Source organism: Cryobacterium sp. AP27, assembly GCF_056680495.1.
In genome coordinates this window covers 2,923,489-2,944,281 of record NZ_CM155285.1, presented here as the reverse complement: position 1 = coordinate 2,944,281, position 20,793 = coordinate 2,923,489, and the positions used below count along the sequence as shown (strand labels likewise).

General features: G+C 66.2%; 25 protein-coding genes. 14 read left to right on the top strand and 11 right to left on the bottom strand.

What is annotated here, in order from left to right; genetic code table 11:
• Positions 1–161: 161 nt before the first annotated feature.
• The gene (gene upp / locus AC1MB9_RS13930) at positions 162–794 is read right to left on the bottom strand and encodes a uracil phosphoribosyltransferase (protein ID WP_479962529.1); all 633 of its coding nucleotides are present in this window, start codon (positions 792–794) and stop codon (positions 162–164) included.
• Between the two features lie 62 nt (positions 795–856).
• Between upp and AC1MB9_RS13925 the strand changes: the two genes are divergently transcribed.
• The gene (locus AC1MB9_RS13925; RefSeq protein WP_479962528.1) at positions 857–1,348 is read left to right on the top strand and encodes a nucleoside deaminase; all 492 of its coding nucleotides are present in this window, start codon (positions 857–859) and stop codon (positions 1,346–1,348) included.
• Here AC1MB9_RS13925 and AC1MB9_RS13920 read toward each other — a convergent pair.
• The gene (locus tag AC1MB9_RS13920) at positions 1,332–2,294 is read right to left on the bottom strand and encodes a cation diffusion facilitator family transporter (RefSeq protein ID WP_479962527.1); all 963 of its coding nucleotides are present in this window, start codon (positions 2,292–2,294) and stop codon (positions 1,332–1,334) included. The genes AC1MB9_RS13925 and AC1MB9_RS13920 overlap by 17 nt on opposite strands.
• Positions 2,295–2,367: 73 nt before the next feature.
• Between AC1MB9_RS13920 and proC the strand changes: the two genes are divergently transcribed.
• On the top strand, positions 2,368–3,216 hold the full coding sequence (proC, locus tag AC1MB9_RS13915; protein WP_479962526.1) for a pyrroline-5-carboxylate reductase: 849 nt from the start codon (positions 2,368–2,370) through the stop codon (positions 3,214–3,216).
• 167 nt (positions 3,217–3,383) lie between these two features.
• Here proC and AC1MB9_RS13910 read toward each other — a convergent pair whose 3' ends face one another.
• The 3 genes from AC1MB9_RS13910 to AC1MB9_RS13900 all read right to left on the bottom strand — a co-directional run bounded on the left by AC1MB9_RS13910 (position 3,384) and on the right by AC1MB9_RS13900 (position 7,282).
• Complete coding sequence (locus AC1MB9_RS13910) at positions 3,384–5,078, bottom strand: MinD/ParA family ATP-binding protein (RefSeq protein WP_479962525.1); 1,695 nt, start codon at positions 5,076–5,078, stop codon at positions 3,384–3,386.
• A 91-nt stretch (positions 5,079–5,169) separates the two neighbouring features.
• Entirely contained in the window at positions 5,170–5,841 is a 672-nt protein-coding gene (locus AC1MB9_RS13905) for a potassium channel family protein (protein ID WP_479962524.1), read from the bottom strand.
• Positions 5,834–7,282 (bottom strand): TrkH family potassium uptake protein, encoded by a 1,449-nt coding sequence (locus tag AC1MB9_RS13900; protein WP_479962523.1) that lies wholly within the window; start codon positions 7,280–7,282, stop codon positions 5,834–5,836. The genes AC1MB9_RS13905 and AC1MB9_RS13900 overlap by 8 nt, the downstream gene beginning before the upstream one ends.
• 68 nt (positions 7,283–7,350) lie before the next feature.
• On the opposite strand from AC1MB9_RS13900, the gene AC1MB9_RS13895 reads away from it, so the two are divergent.
• From AC1MB9_RS13895 to AC1MB9_RS13875, 5 genes are all read left to right on the top strand, one after another.
• Positions 7,351–7,797: an ArsR/SmtB family transcription factor gene (locus AC1MB9_RS13895; protein ID WP_479962522.1), complete on the top strand. Its 447-nt coding sequence runs from the start codon at positions 7,351–7,353 to the stop codon at positions 7,795–7,797.
• Positions 7,798–7,896: 99 nt separating this feature from the next.
• Complete coding sequence (locus AC1MB9_RS13890; protein WP_479964656.1) at positions 7,897–8,070, top strand: helix-turn-helix domain-containing protein; 174 nt, start codon at positions 7,897–7,899, stop codon at positions 8,068–8,070.
• A gap of 81 nt (positions 8,071–8,151) precedes the next feature.
• On the top strand, positions 8,152–8,250 hold the full coding sequence (locus AC1MB9_RS13885) for a 30S ribosomal protein bS22 (protein WP_003792170.1): 99 nt from the start codon (positions 8,152–8,154) through the stop codon (positions 8,248–8,250).
• A gap of 98 nt (positions 8,251–8,348) precedes the next feature.
• Positions 8,349–8,618: a glutaredoxin family protein gene (locus tag AC1MB9_RS13880; RefSeq protein ID WP_479962521.1), complete on the top strand. Its 270-nt coding sequence runs from the start codon at positions 8,349–8,351 to the stop codon at positions 8,616–8,618.
• Positions 8,615–8,914, top strand: coding sequence for a Dabb family protein (locus tag AC1MB9_RS13875; protein WP_479962520.1), 300 nt, complete (start codon positions 8,615–8,617; stop codon positions 8,912–8,914). Before AC1MB9_RS13880 ends, AC1MB9_RS13875 begins: the two co-directional genes overlap by 4 nt.
• Positions 8,915–9,004: 90 nt before the next feature.
• On the opposite strand, the gene aspS is transcribed toward AC1MB9_RS13875, so the two are convergent.
• Positions 9,005–10,336 carry an aspartate--tRNA(Asn) ligase gene (gene aspS / locus AC1MB9_RS13870; RefSeq protein WP_479962519.1) on the bottom strand — a complete coding sequence of 444 codons (1,332 nt, stop codon included), beginning with the start codon at positions 10,334–10,336 and terminating at the stop codon, positions 9,005–9,007.
• 60 nt (positions 10,337–10,396) lie between these two features.
• Between aspS and AC1MB9_RS13865 the strand changes: the two genes are divergently transcribed.
• From AC1MB9_RS13865 to ccsB, 5 genes are read left to right on the top strand one after another with little or no spacing between them, the layout of a single operon-like run.
• Positions 10,397–11,041 (top strand): histidine phosphatase family protein, encoded by a 645-nt coding sequence (locus AC1MB9_RS13865; RefSeq protein WP_479962518.1) that lies wholly within the window; start codon positions 10,397–10,399, stop codon positions 11,039–11,041.
• Positions 11,038–11,658 (top strand): TlpA family protein disulfide reductase, encoded by a 621-nt coding sequence (locus AC1MB9_RS13860; protein ID WP_479962517.1) that lies wholly within the window; start codon positions 11,038–11,040, stop codon positions 11,656–11,658. The genes AC1MB9_RS13865 and AC1MB9_RS13860 overlap by 4 nt, the downstream gene beginning before the upstream one ends.
• The gene (locus tag AC1MB9_RS13855) at positions 11,655–12,422 is read left to right on the top strand and encodes a cytochrome c biogenesis CcdA family protein (protein WP_479964655.1); all 768 of its coding nucleotides are present in this window, start codon (positions 11,655–11,657) and stop codon (positions 12,420–12,422) included. Before AC1MB9_RS13860 ends, AC1MB9_RS13855 begins: the two co-directional genes overlap by 4 nt.
• Complete coding sequence (resB, locus tag AC1MB9_RS13850) at positions 12,406–14,097, top strand: cytochrome c biogenesis protein ResB (RefSeq protein ID WP_479964654.1); 1,692 nt, start codon at positions 12,406–12,408, stop codon at positions 14,095–14,097. The genes AC1MB9_RS13855 and resB overlap by 17 nt, the downstream gene beginning before the upstream one ends.
• Before the next feature lie 51 nt (positions 14,098–14,148).
• A complete protein-coding gene (gene ccsB / locus AC1MB9_RS13845) occupies positions 14,149–15,105 on the top strand; it encodes a c-type cytochrome biogenesis protein CcsB (RefSeq protein ID WP_479964653.1) in 957 nt (318 codons plus the stop codon).
• A 158-nt stretch (positions 15,106–15,263) separates the two neighbouring features.
• Here ccsB and AC1MB9_RS13840 read toward each other — a convergent pair whose 3' ends face one another.
• Genes AC1MB9_RS13840 through AC1MB9_RS13820 form a run of 5 tightly spaced genes read right to left on the bottom strand, consistent with a single transcriptional unit; the run spans position 15,264 to position 18,293 of the window.
• The gene (locus AC1MB9_RS13840) at positions 15,264–16,244 is read right to left on the bottom strand and encodes an o-succinylbenzoate synthase (protein ID WP_479962516.1); all 981 of its coding nucleotides are present in this window, start codon (positions 16,242–16,244) and stop codon (positions 15,264–15,266) included.
• Between the two features lie 34 nt (positions 16,245–16,278).
• Positions 16,279–16,539, bottom strand: coding sequence for a hypothetical protein (locus tag AC1MB9_RS13835; protein ID WP_479962515.1), 261 nt, complete (start codon positions 16,537–16,539; stop codon positions 16,279–16,281).
• Complete coding sequence (locus AC1MB9_RS13830) at positions 16,536–16,904, bottom strand: DUF7882 family protein (RefSeq protein WP_479962514.1); 369 nt, start codon at positions 16,902–16,904, stop codon at positions 16,536–16,538. The genes AC1MB9_RS13835 and AC1MB9_RS13830 overlap by 4 nt, the downstream gene beginning before the upstream one ends.
• Before the next feature lie 50 nt (positions 16,905–16,954).
• Positions 16,955–18,022 (bottom strand): sigma-70 family RNA polymerase sigma factor, encoded by a 1,068-nt coding sequence (locus AC1MB9_RS13825; protein ID WP_479962513.1) that lies wholly within the window; start codon positions 18,020–18,022, stop codon positions 16,955–16,957.
• A gap of 16 nt (positions 18,023–18,038) precedes the next feature.
• Positions 18,039–18,293: a hypothetical protein gene (locus AC1MB9_RS13820; protein WP_479962512.1), complete on the bottom strand. Its 255-nt coding sequence runs from the start codon at positions 18,291–18,293 to the stop codon at positions 18,039–18,041.
• Positions 18,294–18,632: 339 nt separating this feature from the next.
• On the opposite strand from AC1MB9_RS13820, the gene AC1MB9_RS13815 reads away from it, so the two are divergent.
• Positions 18,633–19,544 carry a 1,4-dihydroxy-2-naphthoyl-CoA synthase gene (locus AC1MB9_RS13815; protein ID WP_479962511.1) on the top strand — a complete coding sequence of 304 codons (912 nt, stop codon included), beginning with the start codon at positions 18,633–18,635 and terminating at the stop codon, positions 19,542–19,544.
• Positions 19,545–19,551: 7 nt separating this feature from the next.
• Positions 19,552–20,721 (top strand): AMP-binding protein, encoded by a 1,170-nt coding sequence (locus AC1MB9_RS13810; RefSeq protein WP_479962510.1) that lies wholly within the window; start codon positions 19,552–19,554, stop codon positions 20,719–20,721.
• Positions 20,722–20,793: the final 72 nt, after the last annotated feature.

Sequence of the window (20,793 nt, the reverse complement as noted above, 5' to 3'; positions counted from 1 at the left end):
GCTCGAACGCGAGTAGGCGAATCCGTCACAAAAGGGCCTTTGACGAAGGAATCTGTGACGGAGCGGTCTTTCATCAAACTTCATTGAACTTGGCGCCCTCCGGCGCGCCGTGGACCGCAGAAGCTGCGGCGACGCGCCGGGGACGGGGGTACCGACCGGGGTTAGACGAGACCGTACAGGCGGTCACCGGCGTCGCCGAGACCCGGCACGATGTAGCCGTTCTCATCGAGACGCTCATCGACCGCACCGAGCACGATCGTGACCTCGCGCCCCTCCAGGGCCTTCTCCACGGCCGCGAGACCTTCGGGTGCGGCGAGGATACAGATGGCGGTGACGTCGGTGGCGCCGCGTGCGAAAAGAAAATTGATGGCCGCGATCAGCGAGCCGCCGGTGGCGAGCATCGGGTCGAGCACGAAACACTGCCGATCGGACAGGTCATCGGGCAGGCGCTCGGCGTACGTGGTCGGCTCAAGCGTCTCTTCGTTGCGCGCCATTCCGAGAAAGCCCACCTCGGCTGTCGGCAGCATCTTCACCATGCCCTCGAGCATTCCGAGGCCGGCGCGCAGAATGGGCACGACGAGGGGCTTCGGGTCGCTGATGCGCACGCCCTGGGCGGCCGATACCGGGGTCTGCACCGTGACCGCTTCGACCCGCACGCCGCGGGTGCCCTCGTACGCGAGGAGTGTCATGAGCTCTTCCACCAGCGAACGAAAGAGGGGGGAGGGAGTGGTCGTGTCACGCAGCACCGTGAGCTTATGGGTGATGAGCGGGTGGTCGGCTACATGGACTCGCATAGGCTCGATTCTACTGCTCCGCTTTGTGAGCATGCCGCGCGACGACAAGGACGGTGTCAACCATGAACGCATACGCAGCGCTCATGCGGCTGGCCCTTGACGAGGCGCGCGCCGCCCTGGCCACCGGAGACGTCCCGGTTGGAGCCGTGGTGGTGAATGCGACCGGCGACGTCATCGGCCGCGGACGCAACGAACGCGAGTTGCACCAGGACCCGACCCTGCACGCCGAGATCGTCGCCATTCGCGCGGCAGCCCTGGCCGCGGGCGACTGGCACCTCACCGGATGCACCCTCGTGGTAACCCTGGAGCCGTGCGTCATGTGCGCCGGGGCGATCCTCGCCGCCCGCCTGCCCGTCGTGGTGTTCGGTGCATGGGACGAGAAGGCGGGAGCCTCAGGCTCGGTCTACGACGTGCTCCGCGATCGGCGGCTCAACCACCGGGTCGAGGTGTTCAGTGCGGTGGCCGAGCAGGAATGCGGCGACCTCCTGCGGGCCTTCTTCGACGACCCGGCCCGCCGGGGTGCCCGGGCCGGTGGTGCTACTCCAGCCCTTTGATCACAAAGGTGTCGGTGGGCGGGCTGGCGTCCGTGGGGTCGATCCAGACATCCGGCTCAATGTAGATTACCCGGGCGACCGGTACGGCGGCACGAACGCGTTGTTCGATGGCGTTGATGTCGGCCGCCACGACGAAGAAGCGCTTGTTCGAGTCGACGGCGACCTTTGCCCCGACGAGCATTTCGTCGGGGCCGAGGTAAAGCGTCTTCAGGTGAACGATGCGGGCCGTCTCTGGGCCCGCAAGGATGGCCGCTTCGATCGCGCTCCGGTCCGTCGTGTTCGCCCCCTCGCCCACCAGCAGGCTCTTGGTCTCGATGCCGAGCACGACAGCGACGATCACCAGGAGCACACCGATACAGATGGTGCCGACGGCGTCCCAGACCGGATCGCCCGTGATGATCGTGATTCCCACGCCGAGGAACGCCAGTATGAGTCCGGTGAGCGCCGCAACGTCCTCAAGCAGCACCACGGGCAGCTCGGGAGCCTTCGCGTGGCGTACGAACTCCACCCAGCTCTGCTCACCGCGCACATGATTCGATTCCCGCACGGCGGTGCGCAGCGAGAAACCTTCGAGAACCATGGCGACCAGGAGCACGACGATGGGGATCCACGCCATCTCGAGCGGATGCGGATCCTGCAGCTTGTTCACGCCTTCATACAGGGAGAAAACGCCACCGATCGAGAACAGGATGATCGACACCACAAAGGCGTACACGTAGCGTTCGCGTCCATAACCGAACGGATGCTCCCGGTCGGCTTGCTGCTTCGCCTTGCGGCCGCCGAGCAGCAGAAGCAGCTGGTTGCCCGAATCCGCGAGGGAGTGCACACCCTCGGCGAGCATGGAGGAGGAGCCGGAGAAACCCCACGCGACGAATTTCGTCACCGCGATTCCGAGATTGGCGCCGAAAGCCGCCACGATTGCCTTGTTGCCGCCGGATGCACTCATTCGCCCATCCTAGAACGCTCCGTGTTTCAGTCCCACCACGCGTCGGCAGGGGACGCGAAAGTAGACTGAACGGATGACTTCTACCGAAACCGTAACCCTGCCCACAATCGCGTTCCTCGGAGCCGGCTCCATGGCCCGGGCCGTCTTGGCTGGACTGCTCAAGCCCGGTGTGGAGGTCGATGGCGGTATTCGCACGACCAACCGCACGGCCGAGAAGGCGGCCGAGCTCGCCGGAACGGCCGGCGTCACGGCCTTCGCCACCGAGAACGACCCCGAGGCCAACCTCAAGGCCATCACCGGAGCCCAGATCGTTGTTGTGGCGGTCAAGCCCTACATGGTGCCCGACCTGCTCACCGAGATCGCCGATCACCTGGAGCCCGGCGCCCTCGTGATCAGCGTCTGCGCCGGCGTCACCGTCGCCACCTTCGAATCGCTGCTGCCCGATTCCGCCCACGTGATCCGGTCGATGCCCAACACCCCCGCCGTCGTCGGCATGGCCGTCACCGGCTTGAGCGCCGGATCGCGCTCCAGCGCCGAAGACCTCGCACTGGCTCAGGCCCTGTTCGCCACCGTCGGCGACGTGCTCGTCGTGCCCGAGGAACAGCTCGATGCCCTCGGCACCGTGTCGGGATCCGGTCCGGCCTACGTCTTCTACCTGATCGAGCAGCTGACCGCCACGGCCGTGGCGAAGGGCTTCACCCCTGAACAGGCCGCCGTCATGGTCAACGGCACCTTCCTCGGCGCGAGTGCGCTGCTCGCCGTCTCCGACAAGTCGGCCACGGAGCTGCGCCGTCAGGTGACGAGCCCCGGCGGCACGACGGAGCGTGCCGTGGCCGAATTGCAAAAGGGCGGACTGCGCGAGCTGTTCGACACCGCGACGGATGCCGCGCTCGCGCGCTCCCGGGAACTCGCCGCGTCCTGATCCGCGCCTGACAAGCCGGCAGGGCCCGCCCTTTCGGTTCCTGGTTCAGGAGATCCCGCTCCCGCGCATCCGCCGGGCCGCACGTTCATGCGGCCGGCGGATGCGCCGGGCCGTCGGATCCTGAAGTAACAACCGGAGGCCATCGCGCGGCGGCCGGGCGTGTGCCGCTAGAGGCCTTCGGCGATCGCGGCCGTGGCCTGCAACCACGCGGCACGCGTGTTCGGCGCGAGCGTGTCCACGTTCAGCGGCCCGCCGCCCACGAGCGACGGGTCGTGCGGCACGTCGAGCACGGTGCGGGTGAGTTGGCCGAAGTGGTCGTGCAGGCGGGCCGAGAGCTGCTGGTCGACGGTTTTGGACGGTGAGGCGAGGATGGTGACCGCCTGGGCCACCTTGTCGGCGTGTCCCTTGCGACGCAGGCCGTCAAGCAGTGACGCCGCGCCGTAGCCGGTGTCTTCCCGAATCGTCGACACGACCACGAGCTGATCGGCCGTGTCGACGGCCGCTTCCCAGTTGCTGGCCCGCATGTTGTTTCCCGTGTCGATCACGAGCACCCGGTAGAACCGGCTGAGCGTGGCGTGGAGCTTGCGAAACGCCACAGCGTCGATGCTCGCCGCTCCGGCCGGGTCCAGGTCAGAGGCCAGCGCGTCGAACTGCGCGTCGCCCTGATTGCGCACATAGTTGTCGAGGTCGCCGACGCGTGCCGAGCGCACATCGGAGAAACGATCAAGGTCACGCAGCAGGTCGACGGCCGTGTTCGTGTGCCGGGCCGCCTGCGCTCGCACCCCGAGGGTGCCCATGGTCTCGTTGTTGTCCCACGCGAGCGTGTAGCCGCCGCGGTAGATGCCGAACGTAGCGGCGATGAGCAGGGTGGCGGTGGTTTTGTGCGCCCCGCCCTTGGGGTTGAGCACCACGATGGTGCGCGGGCCGCTCAGGCTGCGCTGCACGGCGGAGACGGCGTTGCGGTGGGCCAGTTCGCTCGCGCTCGCGCCGACCGAAATCAGCCCCCCGGTGAGTCGACGGATGGCGCCCTGCCAGCCCTGCAACGCAGGTCCGGCCGGCGGCGCCGGCCGGGAACTGAGAAAATCGGCGAGGTTGGGCGGACCGCTCCGGCGTGTTGCCGGGGTGACGATCGAGCGGTCGGAGCGTGCGGTCGGCTGCGCATCCTCGGCCTGGGTTCCGCCGCCCGCGGTGGCGGGCCCCGAGGTGTGCAGCAGCGAGTCGATGAAGGAGACACCGAAGGTGTCGGCCGGCTCCACACCGTCCGCCGGCAGTGCGGCGGAGCGCGGCGTGAATGCCGGTGAATACTCGGATGCCGCGTCGAACTGCGTCACGTTGGACGCGTCAAAGCCCACGGAACGGCCGCTCGTGCGGGTGTCGGTGTCGGCGGGCGCGGAACGATCCACGGGACGCGCGAAGGGGGCAGGGCGAAGCAACTGGGCAAACGACAGGTCGGTGACCGGCTCGAGGTCGACGTCGTCTGACCGCTCCATGTCCGCGGAGCGGTCTGTCTCGACCGCCGAACCGGTGTCGGCCGTATCGGTCTTCGGAGAGGCGAGCTGCGCGTTTTCGACGGTGTGCGTGCCCAGCGGACCGGTCGTGGGGACGACGTCTCCGGAGGATTCGACCCGGCCGCCCGGGTAGATGATGAGCGGCCACACACCCTGCTCGTCTTCGACCTCAAGGCGTACGGGGGAGTCGAGGTCGCGGGCGACTCCGGTGGCGACCGACACGATCTCCTCACGAACGCCGGCGTCGTCGACCGCGACCACGATCTGGCTGGTGCCGTCGATGATCACCTGCCCGGTGGCATCCGCGCGAACCAGCGCACTGATCCGGGGGAGTCCGGCATTATCTTGAGTCATCTTGGCCACCTTTTGAGCAAACGGGTTCTTACCCCCAATGAAAGGCTAACCGCAGACCGCGCTTTCGGCTCATCGAGTTCGATGGTGCCGCTCAGGAACCGAGGGCCGCGAAACGCTCAATGTCACCCTCGGTGCCGGACACGATGATCAAATCGTGGTCGGACACCACGGTGTCGGCGGTCGCGTAGGTGAACGGCTTGCCGGGACTCTTGACGCCCACCACGGTGACCTTGTGCTTGGCTCGCACGCCGGATTCGATCAGGTTCAGTCCGCGAATCGGTTTCGGTGGGTACATTTTGACGAGGGCGAAGTCGTCGTCGAACTCGATGAAGTCGAGCATGCGCCCCGACAGGAGGTGCGCGGCGCGTTCGCCGGCTTCCGCCTCCGGGTAGATCACGTGGTGGGCGCCGATGCGCTCGAGAATCTTGCCGTGGGACTTGGAGATCGCCTTGGCCCAGATCTGCGGCACCTTGAGGTCCACGAGGTTGGCCACGATGAGCACGCTCGCTTCAACGGATGACCCCACCGCGCACACGGCGATGGAAAAATCCTCTGCGCCGATCTGCTTCAGGGCCTCCAGCGAGCGGGAGTCCGCCTGAACGGCGTGTGTGACGCGCTCCGACCACTTCTGCACGAGGGCTTCGCTGATGTCGACGACGAGCACCTCCCGGCCGAGGCGATCGAGCTGGCCTGCTGTGGCCGCGCCGAAGCGACCGAGTCCGATGACGAGCACGGGGGCGTCGTGCTTGAGGCGGTCAACCAACGATGGGCCTTTCTTCGGGGCGCTTGAACAGCTGCCTGCTGTGGCTTGCAGCCAGTGCGGCGGCGAGAGTTACTGTACCAACCCGTCCCATGAACATGGTGGCCGAAAGTACGTACACCCCCGACGGCGGCAGGTCGCCGGTGAGCCCCGTGGACAGGCCGCAGGTGGCGAAAGCGCTGATCACGTCAAAGAGAACATGTTCAAGGGGGGCCTTGGAGATGTGCAGAATCAGGATCGTCGACACGGCCACCGTCGTCGCCCCCCAGAGCACGACGCTGACGGAGAGCCGGAGGATATCGCTCGGGATCCGGCGTCCGAAGGCTTCCATCTGGGCCTTTCCGCGGGCCTCGGCGAATGCCGCGAGAAAGAGGATCGCGAGGGTGGTCACCTTGATGCCGCCGGCGGTAGACGCGGAGCCTCCGCCGATGAACATGAGCATGTCCGTGACGAGCAGGCTCGATCCGTGCAGGTCACTGATCTCGATCGTGGCGAATCCGCCGGAGCGCGACATCACCGACAGGAAAAGCGATTGAAAGATGGTGTGGCCGGCATCCAGCGACCCGAAGGTCTTCGGGTTGTCGAACTCGAGGATGATGTAGATGACCATGCCGGCGAACATGAGCGCAATCGTCGTCACCAGGGTCAGCTTGACGTGCAGCGACCAGACGCGACGTTTGCGCCACCCGCGGGCGAAGGCATAGATCACCGGGAAGCCGAGACTGCCCAGGAAGACGCCGACCATGAGGGCGCCGAGAAACCAGAGATCCTCGTTGAATCGCCCGATTCCGAGCTCGTTGGGGGTGAAGCCCGTGTTCGTGAAGGCCATCGCCGCGTAGTAGAAGCTGTGCCACACGGCCTGGACGGCATCGACGCCGGCCGTGAGCATCCGCGGGAACAGGAGCGCCGCCACACCGATCTCGATCACCAGGGCGCTGACGGCGACCGTGAGCAGCAGGCTTCCGACCTCACCCAGCCGGATGGCCTGGCCCTCATTGACCGGGCCCGCATGGATCCGGGACGGGTTGCTGTCGCTTGCCGCCATGAGCTTGCTGCGCAGGCCGAGGCGGCGCGAGATCACGAGCCCCATGATCGACGCGAGGGTGAGCACGCCGATTCCGCCGACGTTCACCCCGATGAATACGAGGATGTTGCCGAAGGCCGACCAGTGCGTGGCCATGTCCACGGTGGTGAGACCCGTGACGCAAATCACCGACACCGCGGTGAAGAGAGCGTCGTGCAGCGGGGTGATCGTGCGATCGGCCGACGCGATCGGCAACGAGAACAGGACCGTGAACAGCAGGATCAGGGCCGTGAAAATCAGGATGGCGAACCGGCTGGGGGAGGAGCGCACGAGCCCGTCTACGGCGTCACGAATGCCGCCGAACCAGCTGCCCTTGTGATGATTAAACCGCGTGGTCGAGGCCTTCGATAACACCTGCAACCCCCAAAACCTCCGACCCGCGCCAAGTTGACATGGTACTACCTCTGCGGAGTGACTAACCTAAGGTAATGGCAGACATCTTCGACGTTGTGGCGGATTCAACCCGACGGGACATCCTTCGGATCCTTCTCGACCGGCACAACCAGGGCGGCGAGGCTCGGGGCGAGCTCAGCGTCTCCGACATCGTGGGCAACCTGGGTCTGAGCCAGCCCACCGTCTCGAAGCATCTGAAGGTGCTGCGGGAAAGCGGGCTCGTGAGCGTGCGCGAAGAGGGGCAACACCGCTACTACCACCTGGACTATTCGCCGCTCGAAGCGATCGAAGACTGGTTGATTCCCTTTCTGAGCGTCGACTTCGACACGGATGAAGAAGCCCAGGCCGCCGAGGAAGCCGGCCTCCGGCAGGAGCAGCGCGCGTTCGCCTCCGCAATCGGAAAGGCCTTCGCCGACACCTCGTACCAGATGAGCCACGCCGTGAAAGATGCCACCGCGAAGAAATGGCGCAAGAACCTCTAGACGAGGCGGTTGGCGACCTCTAGAGTTGCCCACAACGCAGCCGTTTGGTGTGCGTTGTCCCGAGCGTGAGGGTTCACCGTGGAGCAGAATCTGGCGAATATGCGGTTTCTGACCGTGGCAGAGGTGGCCGACATGATGCGAGTCTCCAAGATGACGGTTTACCGCATGGTGCACTCCGGGGAGCTTCCGGCCATCCGCTTCGGACGGTCATTTCGAGTGCCGGAATCGGCCGTTGAGATGGCCATTCAGAGGCCAATCGCCGACTCTGCGTAGTACCTGACGAATTTCTCAGTTAGAATGGGGTTTTCGTGTCTGTCGCGAGTCCCGCGGCGAATCAACTCTTTGTGAGGTCCTGTGGGTTCTGTAATCAAGAAGCGACGCAAGCGCATGGCAAAGAAGAAGCACCGCAAGCTGCTTCGTAAGACCCGCCACCAGCGTCGCAATAAGAAGTAGCAACTAAGAACTGAATAGCAACAAAACAAGCGTGAGCGCTAGGCCCCTGGGTCTGGCGCTTTTTGCTTGCCCGTTTTCGCGTCAACTAAGGTGGCAGGATGGCGAACATTCACCTCACCCTCATCGGCAAACCCGGCTGTCACCTGTGCGACGACGCACGTGAACTGGTCACGACCGTGATGCAGAAAGTCGTCGACGAGCGCCCGGCGCCCGGCATCACCCTCGAAGAGCGGTCCATCCTCGATGACGCCGAGCTGCACTCCCTGTACGTCGAAGACATCCCCGTGCTCCTCATCAACGGCAAGGTGCACAACTATTGGCGCATCGACCCGATGCGCCTGCGCTCGGCCCTTCTGGAGGTCTCATGACCATTCGTCACATTGTCTGCTGGCAGCTCGCCCCCACCGATCCGGTCGAGAAAGCTGAAGCGGCAACCAGGGTCTCAACGGGCCTGAGCGCTCTCCTGGGCGTCGTTACCGAGATCCGCACGATTGCGGTCGGTGCGGATGTCGTCGGCGGCGCCAACTGGGACCTGGCTCTCGTGGCGGACTTCGACGACCTGGACGCGCTCGCGCGCTACCAGGCGCATCCGGAACACGTGAAGATCGGCGAGTACATCCGCACCGTCGTCTCGGCACGCATCGCCGTCGACCTCGAGGTCTAGAACCCTCCCTCCACCTGCACAAACAAGAAAAGCGGATGCCACCCTGAAGCTCAGGGCGGCATCCGCTTTCTGTCAGTGCGTGCGGTGCGGTTACGGCTCCAGGCGCGTCGGGCCGCGGAACAGGTAGGTGACCTCGCGGATCGAGGCCTGATGCAGCATGAGCATCAGCACCCGGGCGAGGCCCATGCCGAATCCGCCGTGCGAGGGAACGCCGTAGCGGAAGAAGTCGAGGTAGCCGTCGACTTCCTTCGGGTCGAGGCCCTTTTCGATCGCCTGTGCCTCGAGCACGTCGATGCGGTGCTCGCGCTGGGCCCCGGTGGAGATCTCCGTGCCGTTGAAAATCAGGTCGTAGCTCTTCGTGACGCTCGCATCGCCCTCGTGGCGCATGTGGTAGAAGGGGCGGATGCTCGAGGCGTAGTCGGTCAGGAACACGAACTCGTGACCGAACTTCTCGGCCACGTAGGCGGCGATCCGGCGCTCGCCCTCCGGGTCCATGTCGTCGTCGTCGCGGGGAACCTCGTAGCCGCGGCTCTTCACGATCTCCTTCGCCTCGGCGAGGGGGATGCGCGGGAACGGCGTGCTCGGAACGGTCACCTCAACGTCGAACAGGGCCTTCACCTCGTCGCCGTGTTTGGCCTTGACCGCGCTGAAACCGGCGACCATGAGGTCCTCGTGCAGCTGCATGACGTCCTCGTGGCTGTCGATCCAGCTGATCTCCGAGTCGATGCTGGTGAACTCGGTGGAGTGGCGGCTCGTGAAGGAGGGATCGGCGCGGAAAGCCGGGCCGATCTCGAAGATCTTGCCGAAGCCGGCGGACTGCGCCATCTGCTTGAAGAACTGCGGGCTCTGCGCGAGGTACGCCTTCGTGTCGAAGTAGCCCACCTCAAACAGTTCTGCGCGGGACTCGCTCGCGCTCGCCATCAGCTTGGGGGTGTGCAGCTCGATGAAGTCGCGCTCGATCCAGTAGGTGCGCAGGGCGTGCTCGAACGTGGTCTGGATGCGGAAGATGAGGTTCTGCTTGGGGTTGCGCAGGTCGAGGAAGCGCCAGTCCATGCGCTTGTCCAGGCTTGAGTCCGCCGCGATCGGCGTCTCCGGGATGGCCGTGGTGACCACGGTGAGGGTCGCCAGCTTGATCTCGATGCCGCCGAGCTTGACCCGCTCGTCGTGTTTGAGGTGCCCGGTCACGGTCACGAAGGTGCCCTGGGCGAGCCCGGAGATGCTCGTGGCCGGCTCGTCGGCAACGACGACGCCATCGGCATCCGTCGTGCGTGGATTGACGAGTTGAACGGCGCCGGACTCGTCGCGCAGAACGACGAATTGCACCTTCTTCTGGTCTCGGACGGTATCGACCCAGCCCGACACCGAAACGGTGCCGTCGTCGAGAGCGGACAGGTTCTTGATCAATACGCGCGAAGTCACCATTTGAGTTTAGCGGGCCTCCTCACGGCAAATTCGCGGGTGCCCCGCGAATAGACTGAGCGGGTGGTAGCCAGTCAAGTTCATCTCGTGCGTCATGGTGAGGTTTTTAACCCCGAGGGCGTGCTCTACGGCAGGCTGCCGAACTACCGTTTGTCGGACCTGGGCGCGCAGATGGCCGAGGCCGCCGCCGCCGAACTGCGCCAGCGTGGGCGCCCCGTCGTGCGTGTGATCGCCTCACCCCTGGTGCGCGCGCAGGAATCCGCCGCCCCGATCGGCGACGCGTTCTCGCTTCCGGTCGAAACGGACGAGCGCGTCATCGAACCCACCAACCGGTTCGAGGGCAAGCGCATGCGCGGCCCCGGGGGAGCGCTGCGCGACCCACGCAACTGGCCGGCGCTGATCAACCCGCTGCGTCCCAGCTGGGGTGAACCGTTCCGCTCGGTGTCCGACCGCATGCTCGCCGCCATCCACGACGCGTGGACGTCCGTCGACGAGGGCGACGTGGTGCTGGTCAGCCACCAGCTCCCCATCTGGATGGTGCACCGCACCCTGGCCCGTGAGCGCCTCGCGCACGACCCGCGCACCCGCCGGTGCGCGCTCTCCAGCATCACCACGCTGTCCTGGCGCGGGGATCACTTCGAGGAGACCGGCTACTCGAGTCCGGCCGCGCACCTGCAGGGTTCGGCAACGGATGTCGGTGCCGTGTGAGGCGCCCAGGTTCCGGTTCGCCCCGTCGCGCCCGTTTGGTGGCCGTCAGCGCTCTCGTCGCTGCGGCCCTCGCGCTGAGCGGCTGCGCGTCCGACCCGCTCGCCGACCAGTACCGCGAGGGCAGCAATAAGGGTTTCATCGCCGGTGACGGCAGCGTCACGGAGATCGACGCCTCCGCTCGCGGCGAGGCAATCGACTTCGCCGGTTTCGACGAGAACGGCGACCCCGTCTCGAGCGCCGACTACGCCGGCGAGGTTCTCGTGGTGAACTTCTGGTACGCGAGCTGCGCGCCGTGCCGGGCGGAGGCCGCAGACCTGCAGAAGCTCAATGCCCAGTTCACCGATAACGGCGCCTCCTTTCTCGGCGTGAACGTGCGCGACCAGGCGGCCAACGCCCGCGCGTTCAATGACACCTACGGCATCACCTATCCCTCGGTGCTGGACGTCGACGACGGCGCCATGCAGCTCGCCTTCAGCGGCAGCATTCCGCCGAACGCCGTTCCCACCACCCTCGTGCTCGACCAGCAGGGTCGGGTCGCCGCGCGCATCCTCGGCCAGGTCACGTCCCCCTCCATCCTGGAGACCCTGATTCGCGACACTGTTGCCGAGGAATCCTGACCGTGGGGAATCCCTTCGGCGAAATCGTCTTCAGCGGCCAGCTGCTCTTCGCAATTCCCATCGCTGTGCTCGCCGGGCTCGTGTCGTTCGCCTCGCCGTGCATCCTGCCGCTCGTGCCCGGCTACCTCGCCTACATCGGCGGTTTCGCCGACGGCAGCACGAGCGCGGCCAAGCGGGATCGCCGAAGCCGCAGCCGGCTGCTCATCGGGGTGGGACTTTTCGTTCTCGGGTTCACGGTGATCTTCGTGCTCACCGGCGTGGTGTTCGGTGCGGCCGGGTTCTGGCTCAACCAGTACCGTGACCTGATCACCCGCATCGCCGGAGCCGTCGTGATCCTGCTCGGCCTCGTCTTCATCGGCCAATTCGGTGTGATGCAGCGCACCGTGAAGTCCAACTGGCGGCCGAAGATGGGTCTCGCCGGCGCACCGATGCTCGGGGCCGTGTTCGCCATCGGCTGGACGCCATGCACCGGACCGACGCTCACGGCGATCAATTCGCTCAGCCTCGGCACCGGATCCCCGTGGCAAGGCGGCCTGCTCGCGTTCTTCTACGCCCTCGGCCTCGGCATCCCCTTCCTGCTCATCGCGCTCGGCTTCAACTGGGCCACCGGCAGCGTCGCTTTTCTCAAACGCCACATCCGTGCCATCAACCTGTTCGGTGGCGTTCTGCTCATCGTGATCGGTGTGCTCATGGTGAGTGGAATCTGGAGCGCATGGCTCCTCGACCTGCAAGGGGTGATTGGCAGCTTTGTCCCGGCCATCTGACCACTACGACTCGGCTCCGGCCCCCACCGAGTCGGGAATCGTGCAGCCGAAGCTCGGCCTCACCGGCTGGCTCCGCTGGTTCTGGCGCCAGCTCACGAGCATGCGCACCGCCCTCTTCCTGCTGCTCATGCTCGCCATCGCCGCCGTGCCTGGCTCGCTCGTGCCGCAGCGCAGCTCGGACCCGAACGGCGTCACCCAGTACTTCACCGACAACCCCGACCTGGCCCCCGCCCTCGACAAGATCCAGGCCTTCGACGTATACTCGTCCGCCTGGTTCTCCGCGATCTACATCCTGCTGTTCGTGTCGCTCATCGGCTGCGTCATCCCCCGCACCAAGCACCACTTCCTGGCGCTCAAGGCGAAACCGCCGGCGACCCCGGCCCGGCTCGCGCGGTTGGCCGGGTTCACCGTGCGTACCTCTCCCGCAGGAACGGACCCTGCGTCGGCAATCGGCTCCGCCAGGGCACTTCTGAAGTCCAGCGGCTACCGCACGGCACTTTTCGACGGCTCCGGCCGGGCCGGGAAGCCGGGCGATTTCTCCGTCTCCGCGGAACGGGGCTACCTGCGTGAAACGGGCAACCTGGTCTTCCACTCCGCGCTCGTGGGGATTCTCATCACCGTGGGCTTCGGCGGCGGTTTCGGCTTCAGCGGCCAGCGTGTGCTCGTGGAGGGCCAGACCTTCGTCAACGCCCTGCTCGCCTACGACTCCTTCAACCCGGGCCGCTTCTTCAACGACGCCAACCTGGAGCCCTACAAACTCACCCTCGACGATTTCTCCGTGACCTACGAGGAGGCCAACCGCCAGGCCTTCGGCCAGCCAGTGGACTTCACGGCGGACGTGAGTGTGACGCACCCCGGCGGGGAGCCCACGCGCAGCGAGGTCAAGGTCAACGGCCCGCTGCGCACCGGCGGCACGGACATCTTCCTGCTCGGCAACGGCTACGCGCCCACGATCACCGTGTCGGACCCGAGCGGCAAGGCGGTCTTCACCGACTCGGTGCCCTTCCTGCCGCAAGATGCCAACCTCACCTCCCTCGGCGTCGTGAAGGTGCCCGACGGCCTCGCCGAGCAGCTCGGCATGATCGGGTTCTTCTACCCCACCCAGGCCACGACGGAATCGGGCGCCTTCTTCTCCTCGTTCCCCGACCTTGCGTACCCGGTGCTGACGCTACGGGTCTACACGGGTGACCTGGGCCTGGACGCCGGCGTGCCGACATCCGTTTATTCGCTCGACACCGACAAGATGACCGCTCGCACCGGCGGGGTCACCGGGACTGAGTCCCTTGAGCTGATGCCGGGTCAGACCGTTGACCTGCCGGACGGCCTCGGCACGGTCACGTTCGACAGCGCGACTCCCAAAGCGGCCGAGGGAGACTTCTCGAAGTCCGTTCCGCGTTTCGCGTCCTTCGACGTGCACCACGACCCGACCCAGGTGTGGGTGCTCGTGTTCGCCATCCTCGTTCTGCTTGGACTGCTGACGAGTCTCTTCATCCCGCGGCGCCGGGTGTGGGTGAAGGCCGTCGAACAGGATGATGGCACGCTGCGCCTCGAATATGCCGGACTCGCCCGCGGCGACGACCCCGCGCTCGAGGCCGCCGTCACCGCACTCGCCGACAAGCACGCGGCACAGTTCGTTCCTATCCCGGGTGTCGATTCGACACCCAAACCAACCTAGGCTTACATCGTGAATCTCAATGAGCTTTCCATCCTCAGCCTCTACTCGGCGATGGCCGTCTACGCGATCGCTTTCATCGCCTTTGCGATCGACCTGGGCAGACGCAGCGCATCCGTCGACGCGGCACCGACGCTGACGCAGGCGGATGCCGCGCGCGGATCGTCCGCCGCAGCATCCGGTTCGGCCGGCACGACGACCCTCACCCGGTTGAGCGCACGCATGGAGAGCGATGCGGCAAGCCCGTACGGTCGCTCGGCCAGTCTGCGCATCGGCGTGTCGCTGACGGTGCTGGCCTGGGCCCTGCAGGTCGTGGCCGCCCTGACGCGCGGCATCGCCGCGGAGCGGGTGCCGTGGGCCAACATGTACGAGTTCGCCATGACCGGCACGCTGCTCATCGTCACGGTGTTCCTCGTCGTGCTGACCCGAGTCGATCTGCGCTTCCTCGGCACGTTCGTCACGGGCCTCGTGCTTATACTGCTCGGCATCGCCGCGCTCAAGTTCTACGTGGAGGTCGCCCCGCTGCCGCCGGCTTTGCAGTCCGCGTGGCTGGTCATTCACGTGTTCGTGGCATCACTCGGAACCGGGTTCTTTGCCATCGGCTTCGCGCTGTCCACCGTGCAGCTGCTGCAGTTCCAGCGCGAGAGTCTTGTCGCGGACACGAAGACCGTGCGGCTGCGCTTCCTCGCTACCCTGCCGTCGGCGGCCACGCTCGAGAACCTCGCCTACCGGGTGCACATCATCGGGTTCATCCTGTGGACGTTCACGCTGATGGCCGGGTCGATTTGGGCCGAGCAGGCCTGGGGCCGGTACTGGGGCTGGGACACCAAGGAAGTGTGGACGTTCATCATCTGGGTGATTTACGCCGGGTACATCCACGCCAGGGCGACACGCGGATGGCGTGGATCACGCTCCGCGTGGCTGGCGATCATCGGCTTCTCTGCCGTGATGTTCAACTTCGGCATCGTGAACGTGTTCTTCAAGGGCCTGCACTCGTACTCAGGTCTCTAAACCCGAAGCTGCCGGTCGAGGCGCTCTGTGGAGCCGGTTTGAGGGTCGGCGTGCGGGTCGGCGTGCGGGGTCTCGATCGCTCCTTCGTCGCGCCTCGACCAGCGGGCGGGGGTGCCGCGGGCCGGCGGGCGTGTGGGAACCGCCGGACGCGGAAGGCGTCAGTCCGGAAGCAGGGCGTGGGTGCGCTCGAGCCGGGCGATCCACCAGTCGCGACGCTCGGGCGTCGCCGCGTACTTGTCGAGCAGGGCCGGGTCGGGAGTGATGCGCCGCACCGCGATCTCGCCGTCGACGGGCAGCAGCGGGTCGCTCGTCACATCGCCGAGCAGCAGCGAGGCGGTCCCGAGGCCGCAATCGAAGTACAGCCCGGGTACGGCGGCCGCGAGGTGCGCGCCCATCGAGATGCCGATGGATGTGTCCAGGGCGCTGGAGACCACCACGGGTAGGCCGGTCTGGCCGATGATCGACAGGGCCGCGCGGATGCCGCCGAGCGGCTGCGCCTTGATCACCAGGATATCCGCCGCTCCGGCCCGGGCGACCGCCAACGGGTCCCCGGTCTTGCGCACGCTCTCGTCGGCGGCGATGGGAACGCCCAGATACGCGGTGCGCTCGCGGATCTCCGCGAGCTCGGCGACGGTCGCGCACGGCTGCTCCACGTACTCCAGATCGAAGACGTTCAGGGCGTGGATCGCCCTCTCGGCCTCGTCCACCGTCCAGAGTCCGTTCGCGTCGATGCGGATGCGTCCCTCGGCGCCGAGCAGCGAGCGCACCATGCGCACCCGGGCGATATCGTCCTCGAGGGTCTGGTCGGGGCTTGCGACCTTGATCTTGGCGGTGCGGCATCCCGGAAAACGGGCGAGGACGCCGGCGACCTCATCGGGGCCCACGGCCGGCACCGTGGCGTTCACGGGAATGCTCGCGCGCAGGGCGTGCGGAGCTTCGTGCCAGCCGAAATCGATGGCGGCCCGCAGCCAGTCCACGGCCTCGGCGTCATCGTATTCAACGAACGGGGAGAATTCGGTCCACCCCTGCGGACCCTCGAACAAGACGGCTTCCCGGGTGTCGATGCCTCGAAACCGAGCCACCACGGGCAGGGCAACAACGTGCGCGGACTCGAGCAACTCGTGCAGTGAGGGCTTCATGCCTCCAGTGTGTCAGCCGGCGGTGTGCGTTGGGTCACAACCCGTCCGGGACATACGCGTCGGCTGCCTCCGGCTGGGTGGAGACCCCGTTGACGTGCGCGCTCACCAGGGCGATCGGGATGCCCGGCGCAATCAAAATGTAGGCGTCTTCGTAGCGTCCCTCACCGGAATTGACCTGCAGCCAATACGGCACTCCGCTCGCGGTGGCCGTATCGATCTCCAGCTGGATGGATTCGATCGTGCGACCGCCGAGGGAATAGGGCCGATTGTCGTAGACGATATCGATGCGAGTCATGATTCCTCTTTGCCGTGGAAATCTCTGGGCGAGTGGTTGTGCTCGCCCTCCTTCGGTATCAGCGCGATGCCGCGCGGTTCCGCAACCACCTGCAGGCCCCCGGCGGAGTTGGCTGTCACCATGAGTGCCTCAATCCACTCCCGGTTCAGGCTCGGCGAACGACTGCCGAAGTACTTGTATGCCAGAGGAATGCTCGGATGCATCCAGATGGTGCTGCGGCCGTCCCCCGACTTCGGGTCATCCCGCCAGCTGAAATAGAAGGACTCGCCCCGCCGGAGCTTGGCCCCGATCACGACTTGAATGTGCGCCAAAACTCGGTCCTCGAAGTCCGCCGTCAGCGTCGAGTCGTAGGTCAGCTTGCCCATTTCACCATTCCTATGAATCAGTTGCTGTGACCATACGCTGATTCGGACGCTTAGTCGGTCAAATAGTGCTCAAGGCGTGGCACGTGTAAGAGGGCCAAAGCACGCTTCTCAATCTGGCGAACCCGCTCCCGGGTGACGCCCTCGATGTGCGCGATCTGGTCCAGGGTGCGCGGCTCGTCGCCGTCGAGTCCGAACCGGGCCCGCAAAATGGACTGCTCACGAATGGGCAACGTGTCGAGAAAGAAGCGGATGTCCGCGGCGCGCAGAGCAAGAGTCGCGTATTCGTCGGGCTGCGGGAGGTCATCGTCGATGATGAGCTCGGCCATGTCCCCCGCACCGTCACCGACGGGCGTGTGCAGCGAAATGGGTTCGTTGTCGTATTGCAGCAGGCGCAACACGTCGCGCACCGGCACCTGGGCGGCCTCACCGATTTCACGCGGTGTCGGCTCGCGGTCGAGAACGCTCGTGAGGTCACGCCGGATTCGCTTGATCTTGTTGAGCTTCTCGGCGGTGTGCACCGGGATCCGGATCATGCGGGATTTGTCGGCCATTCCACGGTGAATGGCCTGGCGGATCCACCAGGTCGCGTAGGTGGAGAATTTGTAGCCGGTCATGAAGTCGTACTTCTCGACGGCCCGGACCAGGCCCATGTTGCCGTCCTGCACGAGGTCCATGATGGGGACGCCCCTGCCCGAATAGTGCTTGGCGATGCTGACCACGAGGCGGAGATTCGCCTCGATGAACGTGTTCTTGGCGCGGCGTCCGTCGGACATCAACCACGTGAGCTCGCGACGCCCTGCGGCGTCCAGGGTGAGGGCGCCGTCACCGGCGTGGGCCGGGGCGCTGTCGGCGTCCGCGTCTATCCCGGCATGCAGCAGGCGTGCGCCCGCGAAGAGACCGACTTCGATTCTGCGGGCCAGGTCGACTTCCTCCTCCGCCGTGAGCAGGCGGCCCTTGCCGATTCTGCGCAGGTAGTCACCGAAGGCATCCGTCGAGGCGCCGGTGTACGGTGCCGTAGCTGCGCGGGCGGCGGGTGCCGCCGCCGCCGCACGTCGCGGCGCGAGCGTCTCCGGCGTCTCGGTGGCAAGAGTGTGCGTTTCGTCAACGATGACAGTCATGACAGCGCCTTTCGCTTCACGGGTGAACTAGATGAGACGAGGTTGACTCTGGGGACAGGCTGGATGTCGCCCGGTCGAATGAGGAGAAGTAGCTGCGCTCTCGAAGCCGGCAGAGGTTCGTCACCTCGTAGGCGGCGCCGATGCGCTGAATGAACCCCAGCAGGCCGGCCGGGTCGCCTTCGGGACGGGCGGCATTGCTGACGCGCCATTCGGTGGGCGAGAGTTCCGTCACTTCCAGTTCGGCCGGCGTCGGTTCGGACGCCCGCGGCACGGTTCCTCCGACGTCGGGCGGTTTGGGTTCTCGAGGTGCGGCCGTGTTCGGTGCGAGCCGACTCCGCGCGGGTGGGCCTGCGGTGGCCCTGCTCCGCGTCTGGCGGTTCGATGATCCTTGCGAGACCTCGCTCGTGGTCCTTGTGGTGACGAGCTCACGGCGATATCGGTCAATTTCGCCCATTTGGATGATCACTCCCTCCCAGTCGTGTCCAAGGTTCAATTACACCTGTGAAAACCACCGCCCTCAAGGGGGTTGACTTCTAGTTTTGTCCGTCGGTATTTTTTCGTATTTGGGGTAGACGAGGAGCTGCAATCACCGGCCAAGTAGGCTGGCCGAATGATAAAACAGGTGTCCGAAATATTTGATGCCAGCCAATGGGCCGAGGTGGCCGGCTTCGAATCCCTCACCGATGTGACCTATCACCACGATGTGAGCGGCCGGATCGCCCGAATCGCCTTCAACCGTCCGGAGGTGCGCAACGCCTTCCGCCCGCACACGGTCGACGAACTGTACGCGGCGCTCGAAGACGCCCGCCTCAACTCGCGCATCGGCGTCGTGTTGCTCACCGGCAACGGCCCGAGTGCCAAAGACGGCGGGTGGGCCTTCTGCTCCGGCGGCGACCAGCGCATCCGCGGGCGGGACGGGTACAAGTACGCCGAGGGCGAGACCGCTACCGGCATCGACAAGGCCCGGGGCGGGCGGTTGCACATCCTCGAGGTGCAGCGCCTCATCCGTTTCATGCCGAAGGTGGTCATCGCGGTCATCCCCGGCTGGGCGGCCGGTGGCGGTCATTCCCTGCACGTGGTGTGCGACCTCAGCATCGCCAGCGCCGAGCACGGCAAGTTCAAACAGACGGATGCCGACGTCGGCTCCTTCGACGCCGGATACGGCAGCGCCTACTTTGCCCGCCAGGTGGGGCAGAAGGCCGCCCGGGAAGTGTTCTTCCTCGCGCGGGAGTATTCGGCCGAGCGCGCACTCGACATGGGAGCCATCAACGCCGTTGTGCCGCATGCCGAGCTTGAGGCCACCGCCCTCGACTGGGGTCGGGAGATCCTCACGAAGTCGCCCACCGCCATTCGCATGCTCAAGTTTGCCTTCAACGCCGTCGACGACGGGCTTGTGGGCCAGCAGGTGTTCGCCGGGGAAGCGACGCGTCTCGCCTACGGCACGGACGAAGCCGTAGAGGGTCGGGATGCGTTCCTCGAGAAGAGGGAGCCCGACTGGGCTCCCTATCCCTGGCAGTACTGAGCTGCGCATGACCAGGTCCCTGCACGTTGTTCCGGTGAGCGGGGCGGGCGCACCGACCCCGCTCGAGCTGATGGCAATGGTTCGGGAGGCCCTCACCGCGCATGGCCACGCGGTCATGCCCGTCGACGCCGCCACCGCGCCCGCCCCGGGTGGGGACGTGCCCCGTCGGGTGGCGGTGGTCGTTGAAACCTCGGGGTCGACGGATGCGCCCAAGCGGGTGATGCTCAGCACCGATGCGTTGCTCGCGAGCGCAGCGGCCTCGGCCGACGCTCTCGGCGGCCCCGGCCAGTGGTTACTCGCCCTGCCGACGCACTACGTGGCCGGGCTGCAGGTGCTTGTTCGTTCCATCGCCGCGGACACGACCCCCGTCGTGCTGCCGCACGGTCACGTGGCACCGCATGACTTTGCGGCGTACGCCGAGACGATGACCGCGCCGCTGCGCTACGTGTCACTTGTTCCCGTGCAGTTGGCCCGTCTGCTGGAGGCGGCGCCCGGCGACCCGAGGGTGCTCGCCGTGTTGCGACGGTTCACGGCCATTCTCGTGGGCGGTCAGGCGATTCGGCCGGAGCTCATTGCCCAGGCCGGTGACCTGGAACTGCGAGTCGTGCGCACCTACGGTTCCTCCGAAACGAGCGGCGGCTGCGTGTACAACGGGATTCCGATCGGCAACACGCGGGTGCGCGTCGTCGACGGGCAGCTGGAGCTGTCGGGCGCTGTGCTGGCGGACGGTTACCTCGACGACCCGCAACGCACGGCGGAACGATTCGTCGAGGTGCGCGGCGTGCGCTGGTACGCCACCGGGGATCTCGGCGAGGTCGACCCGGAGACCGGGGAGGTGCGGGTACTGGGGCGCGCCGACAACGTGATCATTTCCGGCGGGGTGAAGGTGTCACTAGACGCCGTCGAGGCGATCGTGCGCACCCTGCCCGGCCTGTCGGATGCCGTGGTGTTGAGCGCCGAGGACCCCGAGTGGGGTGAAGTGCCCGTGGTCGTGTCGGCAAGCGCCCCGGCATCCGACCCTCTCCCGGAGATCGCCCGGGTCGTCGCTGCGGCTCTGGGCCGACCGGCAAGGCCGGCGCGTGTCGTGCTCGCCCCGTCCATACCGGTACTCGCCTCAGGCAAACCCGACCGACGTGCGCTCGCCGCGTGGTTGGCCGGGCACGACCCCGCCGCCTGAGCGGTCCCGCCGTCGACGACGCCGAACGATAATATGGGGGCGTGGCAAATGGAGCGCGGCCCGTGCGGCCCA

Bases quoted from the DNA above. Each gene is read 5' to 3' on its own strand.
- AC1MB9_RS13815 (WP_479962511.1), top strand. From the start codon at position 18,633: ATGATAAAACAGGTGTCCGAAATATTTGATGCCAGCCAATGGGCCGAG.
- AC1MB9_RS13825 (WP_479962513.1), bottom strand. From the start codon at position 18,022: ATGACTGTCATCGTTGACGAAACGCACACTCTTGCCACCGAGACGCCG.
- ccsB (WP_479964653.1), top strand. From the start codon at position 14,149: ATGGCCGTCTACGCGATCGCTTTCATCGCCTTTGCGATCGACCTGGGC.
- AC1MB9_RS13880 (WP_479962521.1), top strand. From the start codon at position 8,349: ATGGCGAACATTCACCTCACCCTCATCGGCAAACCCGGCTGTCACCTG.
- proC (WP_479962526.1), top strand. From the start codon at position 2,368: ATGACTTCTACCGAAACCGTAACCCTGCCCACAATCGCGTTCCTCGGA.
- AC1MB9_RS13920 (WP_479962527.1), bottom strand. From the start codon at position 2,294: ATGAGTGCATCCGGCGGCAACAAGGCAATCGTGGCGGCTTTCGGCGCC.
- AC1MB9_RS13910 (WP_479962525.1), bottom strand. From the start codon at position 5,078: ATGACTCAAGATAATGCCGGACTCCCCCGGATCAGTGCGCTGGTTCGC.
- AC1MB9_RS13810 (WP_479962510.1), top strand. From the start codon at position 19,552: ATGACCAGGTCCCTGCACGTTGTTCCGGTGAGCGGGGCGGGCGCACCG.
- AC1MB9_RS13830 (WP_479962514.1), bottom strand. From the start codon at position 16,904: ATGGGCAAGCTGACCTACGACTCGACGCTGACGGCGGACTTCGAGGAC.
- AC1MB9_RS13925 (WP_479962528.1), top strand. From the start codon at position 857: ATGAACGCATACGCAGCGCTCATGCGGCTGGCCCTTGACGAGGCGCGC.
- AC1MB9_RS13875 (WP_479962520.1), top strand. From the start codon at position 8,615: ATGACCATTCGTCACATTGTCTGCTGGCAGCTCGCCCCCACCGATCCG.
- AC1MB9_RS13840 (WP_479962516.1), bottom strand. From the start codon at position 16,244: ATGAAGCCCTCACTGCACGAGTTGCTCGAGTCCGCGCACGTTGTTGCC.
- AC1MB9_RS13835 (WP_479962515.1), bottom strand. From the start codon at position 16,539: ATGACTCGCATCGATATCGTCTACGACAATCGGCCCTATTCCCTCGGC.
- aspS (WP_479962519.1), bottom strand. From the start codon at position 10,336: ATGGTGACTTCGCGCGTATTGATCAAGAACCTGTCCGCTCTCGACGAC.
- AC1MB9_RS13890 (WP_479964656.1), top strand. From the start codon at position 7,897: ATGCGGTTTCTGACCGTGGCAGAGGTGGCCGACATGATGCGAGTCTCC.
- upp (WP_479962529.1), bottom strand. From the start codon at position 794: ATGCGAGTCCATGTAGCCGACCACCCGCTCATCACCCATAAGCTCACG.
- AC1MB9_RS13895 (WP_479962522.1), top strand. From the start codon at position 7,351: ATGGCAGACATCTTCGACGTTGTGGCGGATTCAACCCGACGGGACATC.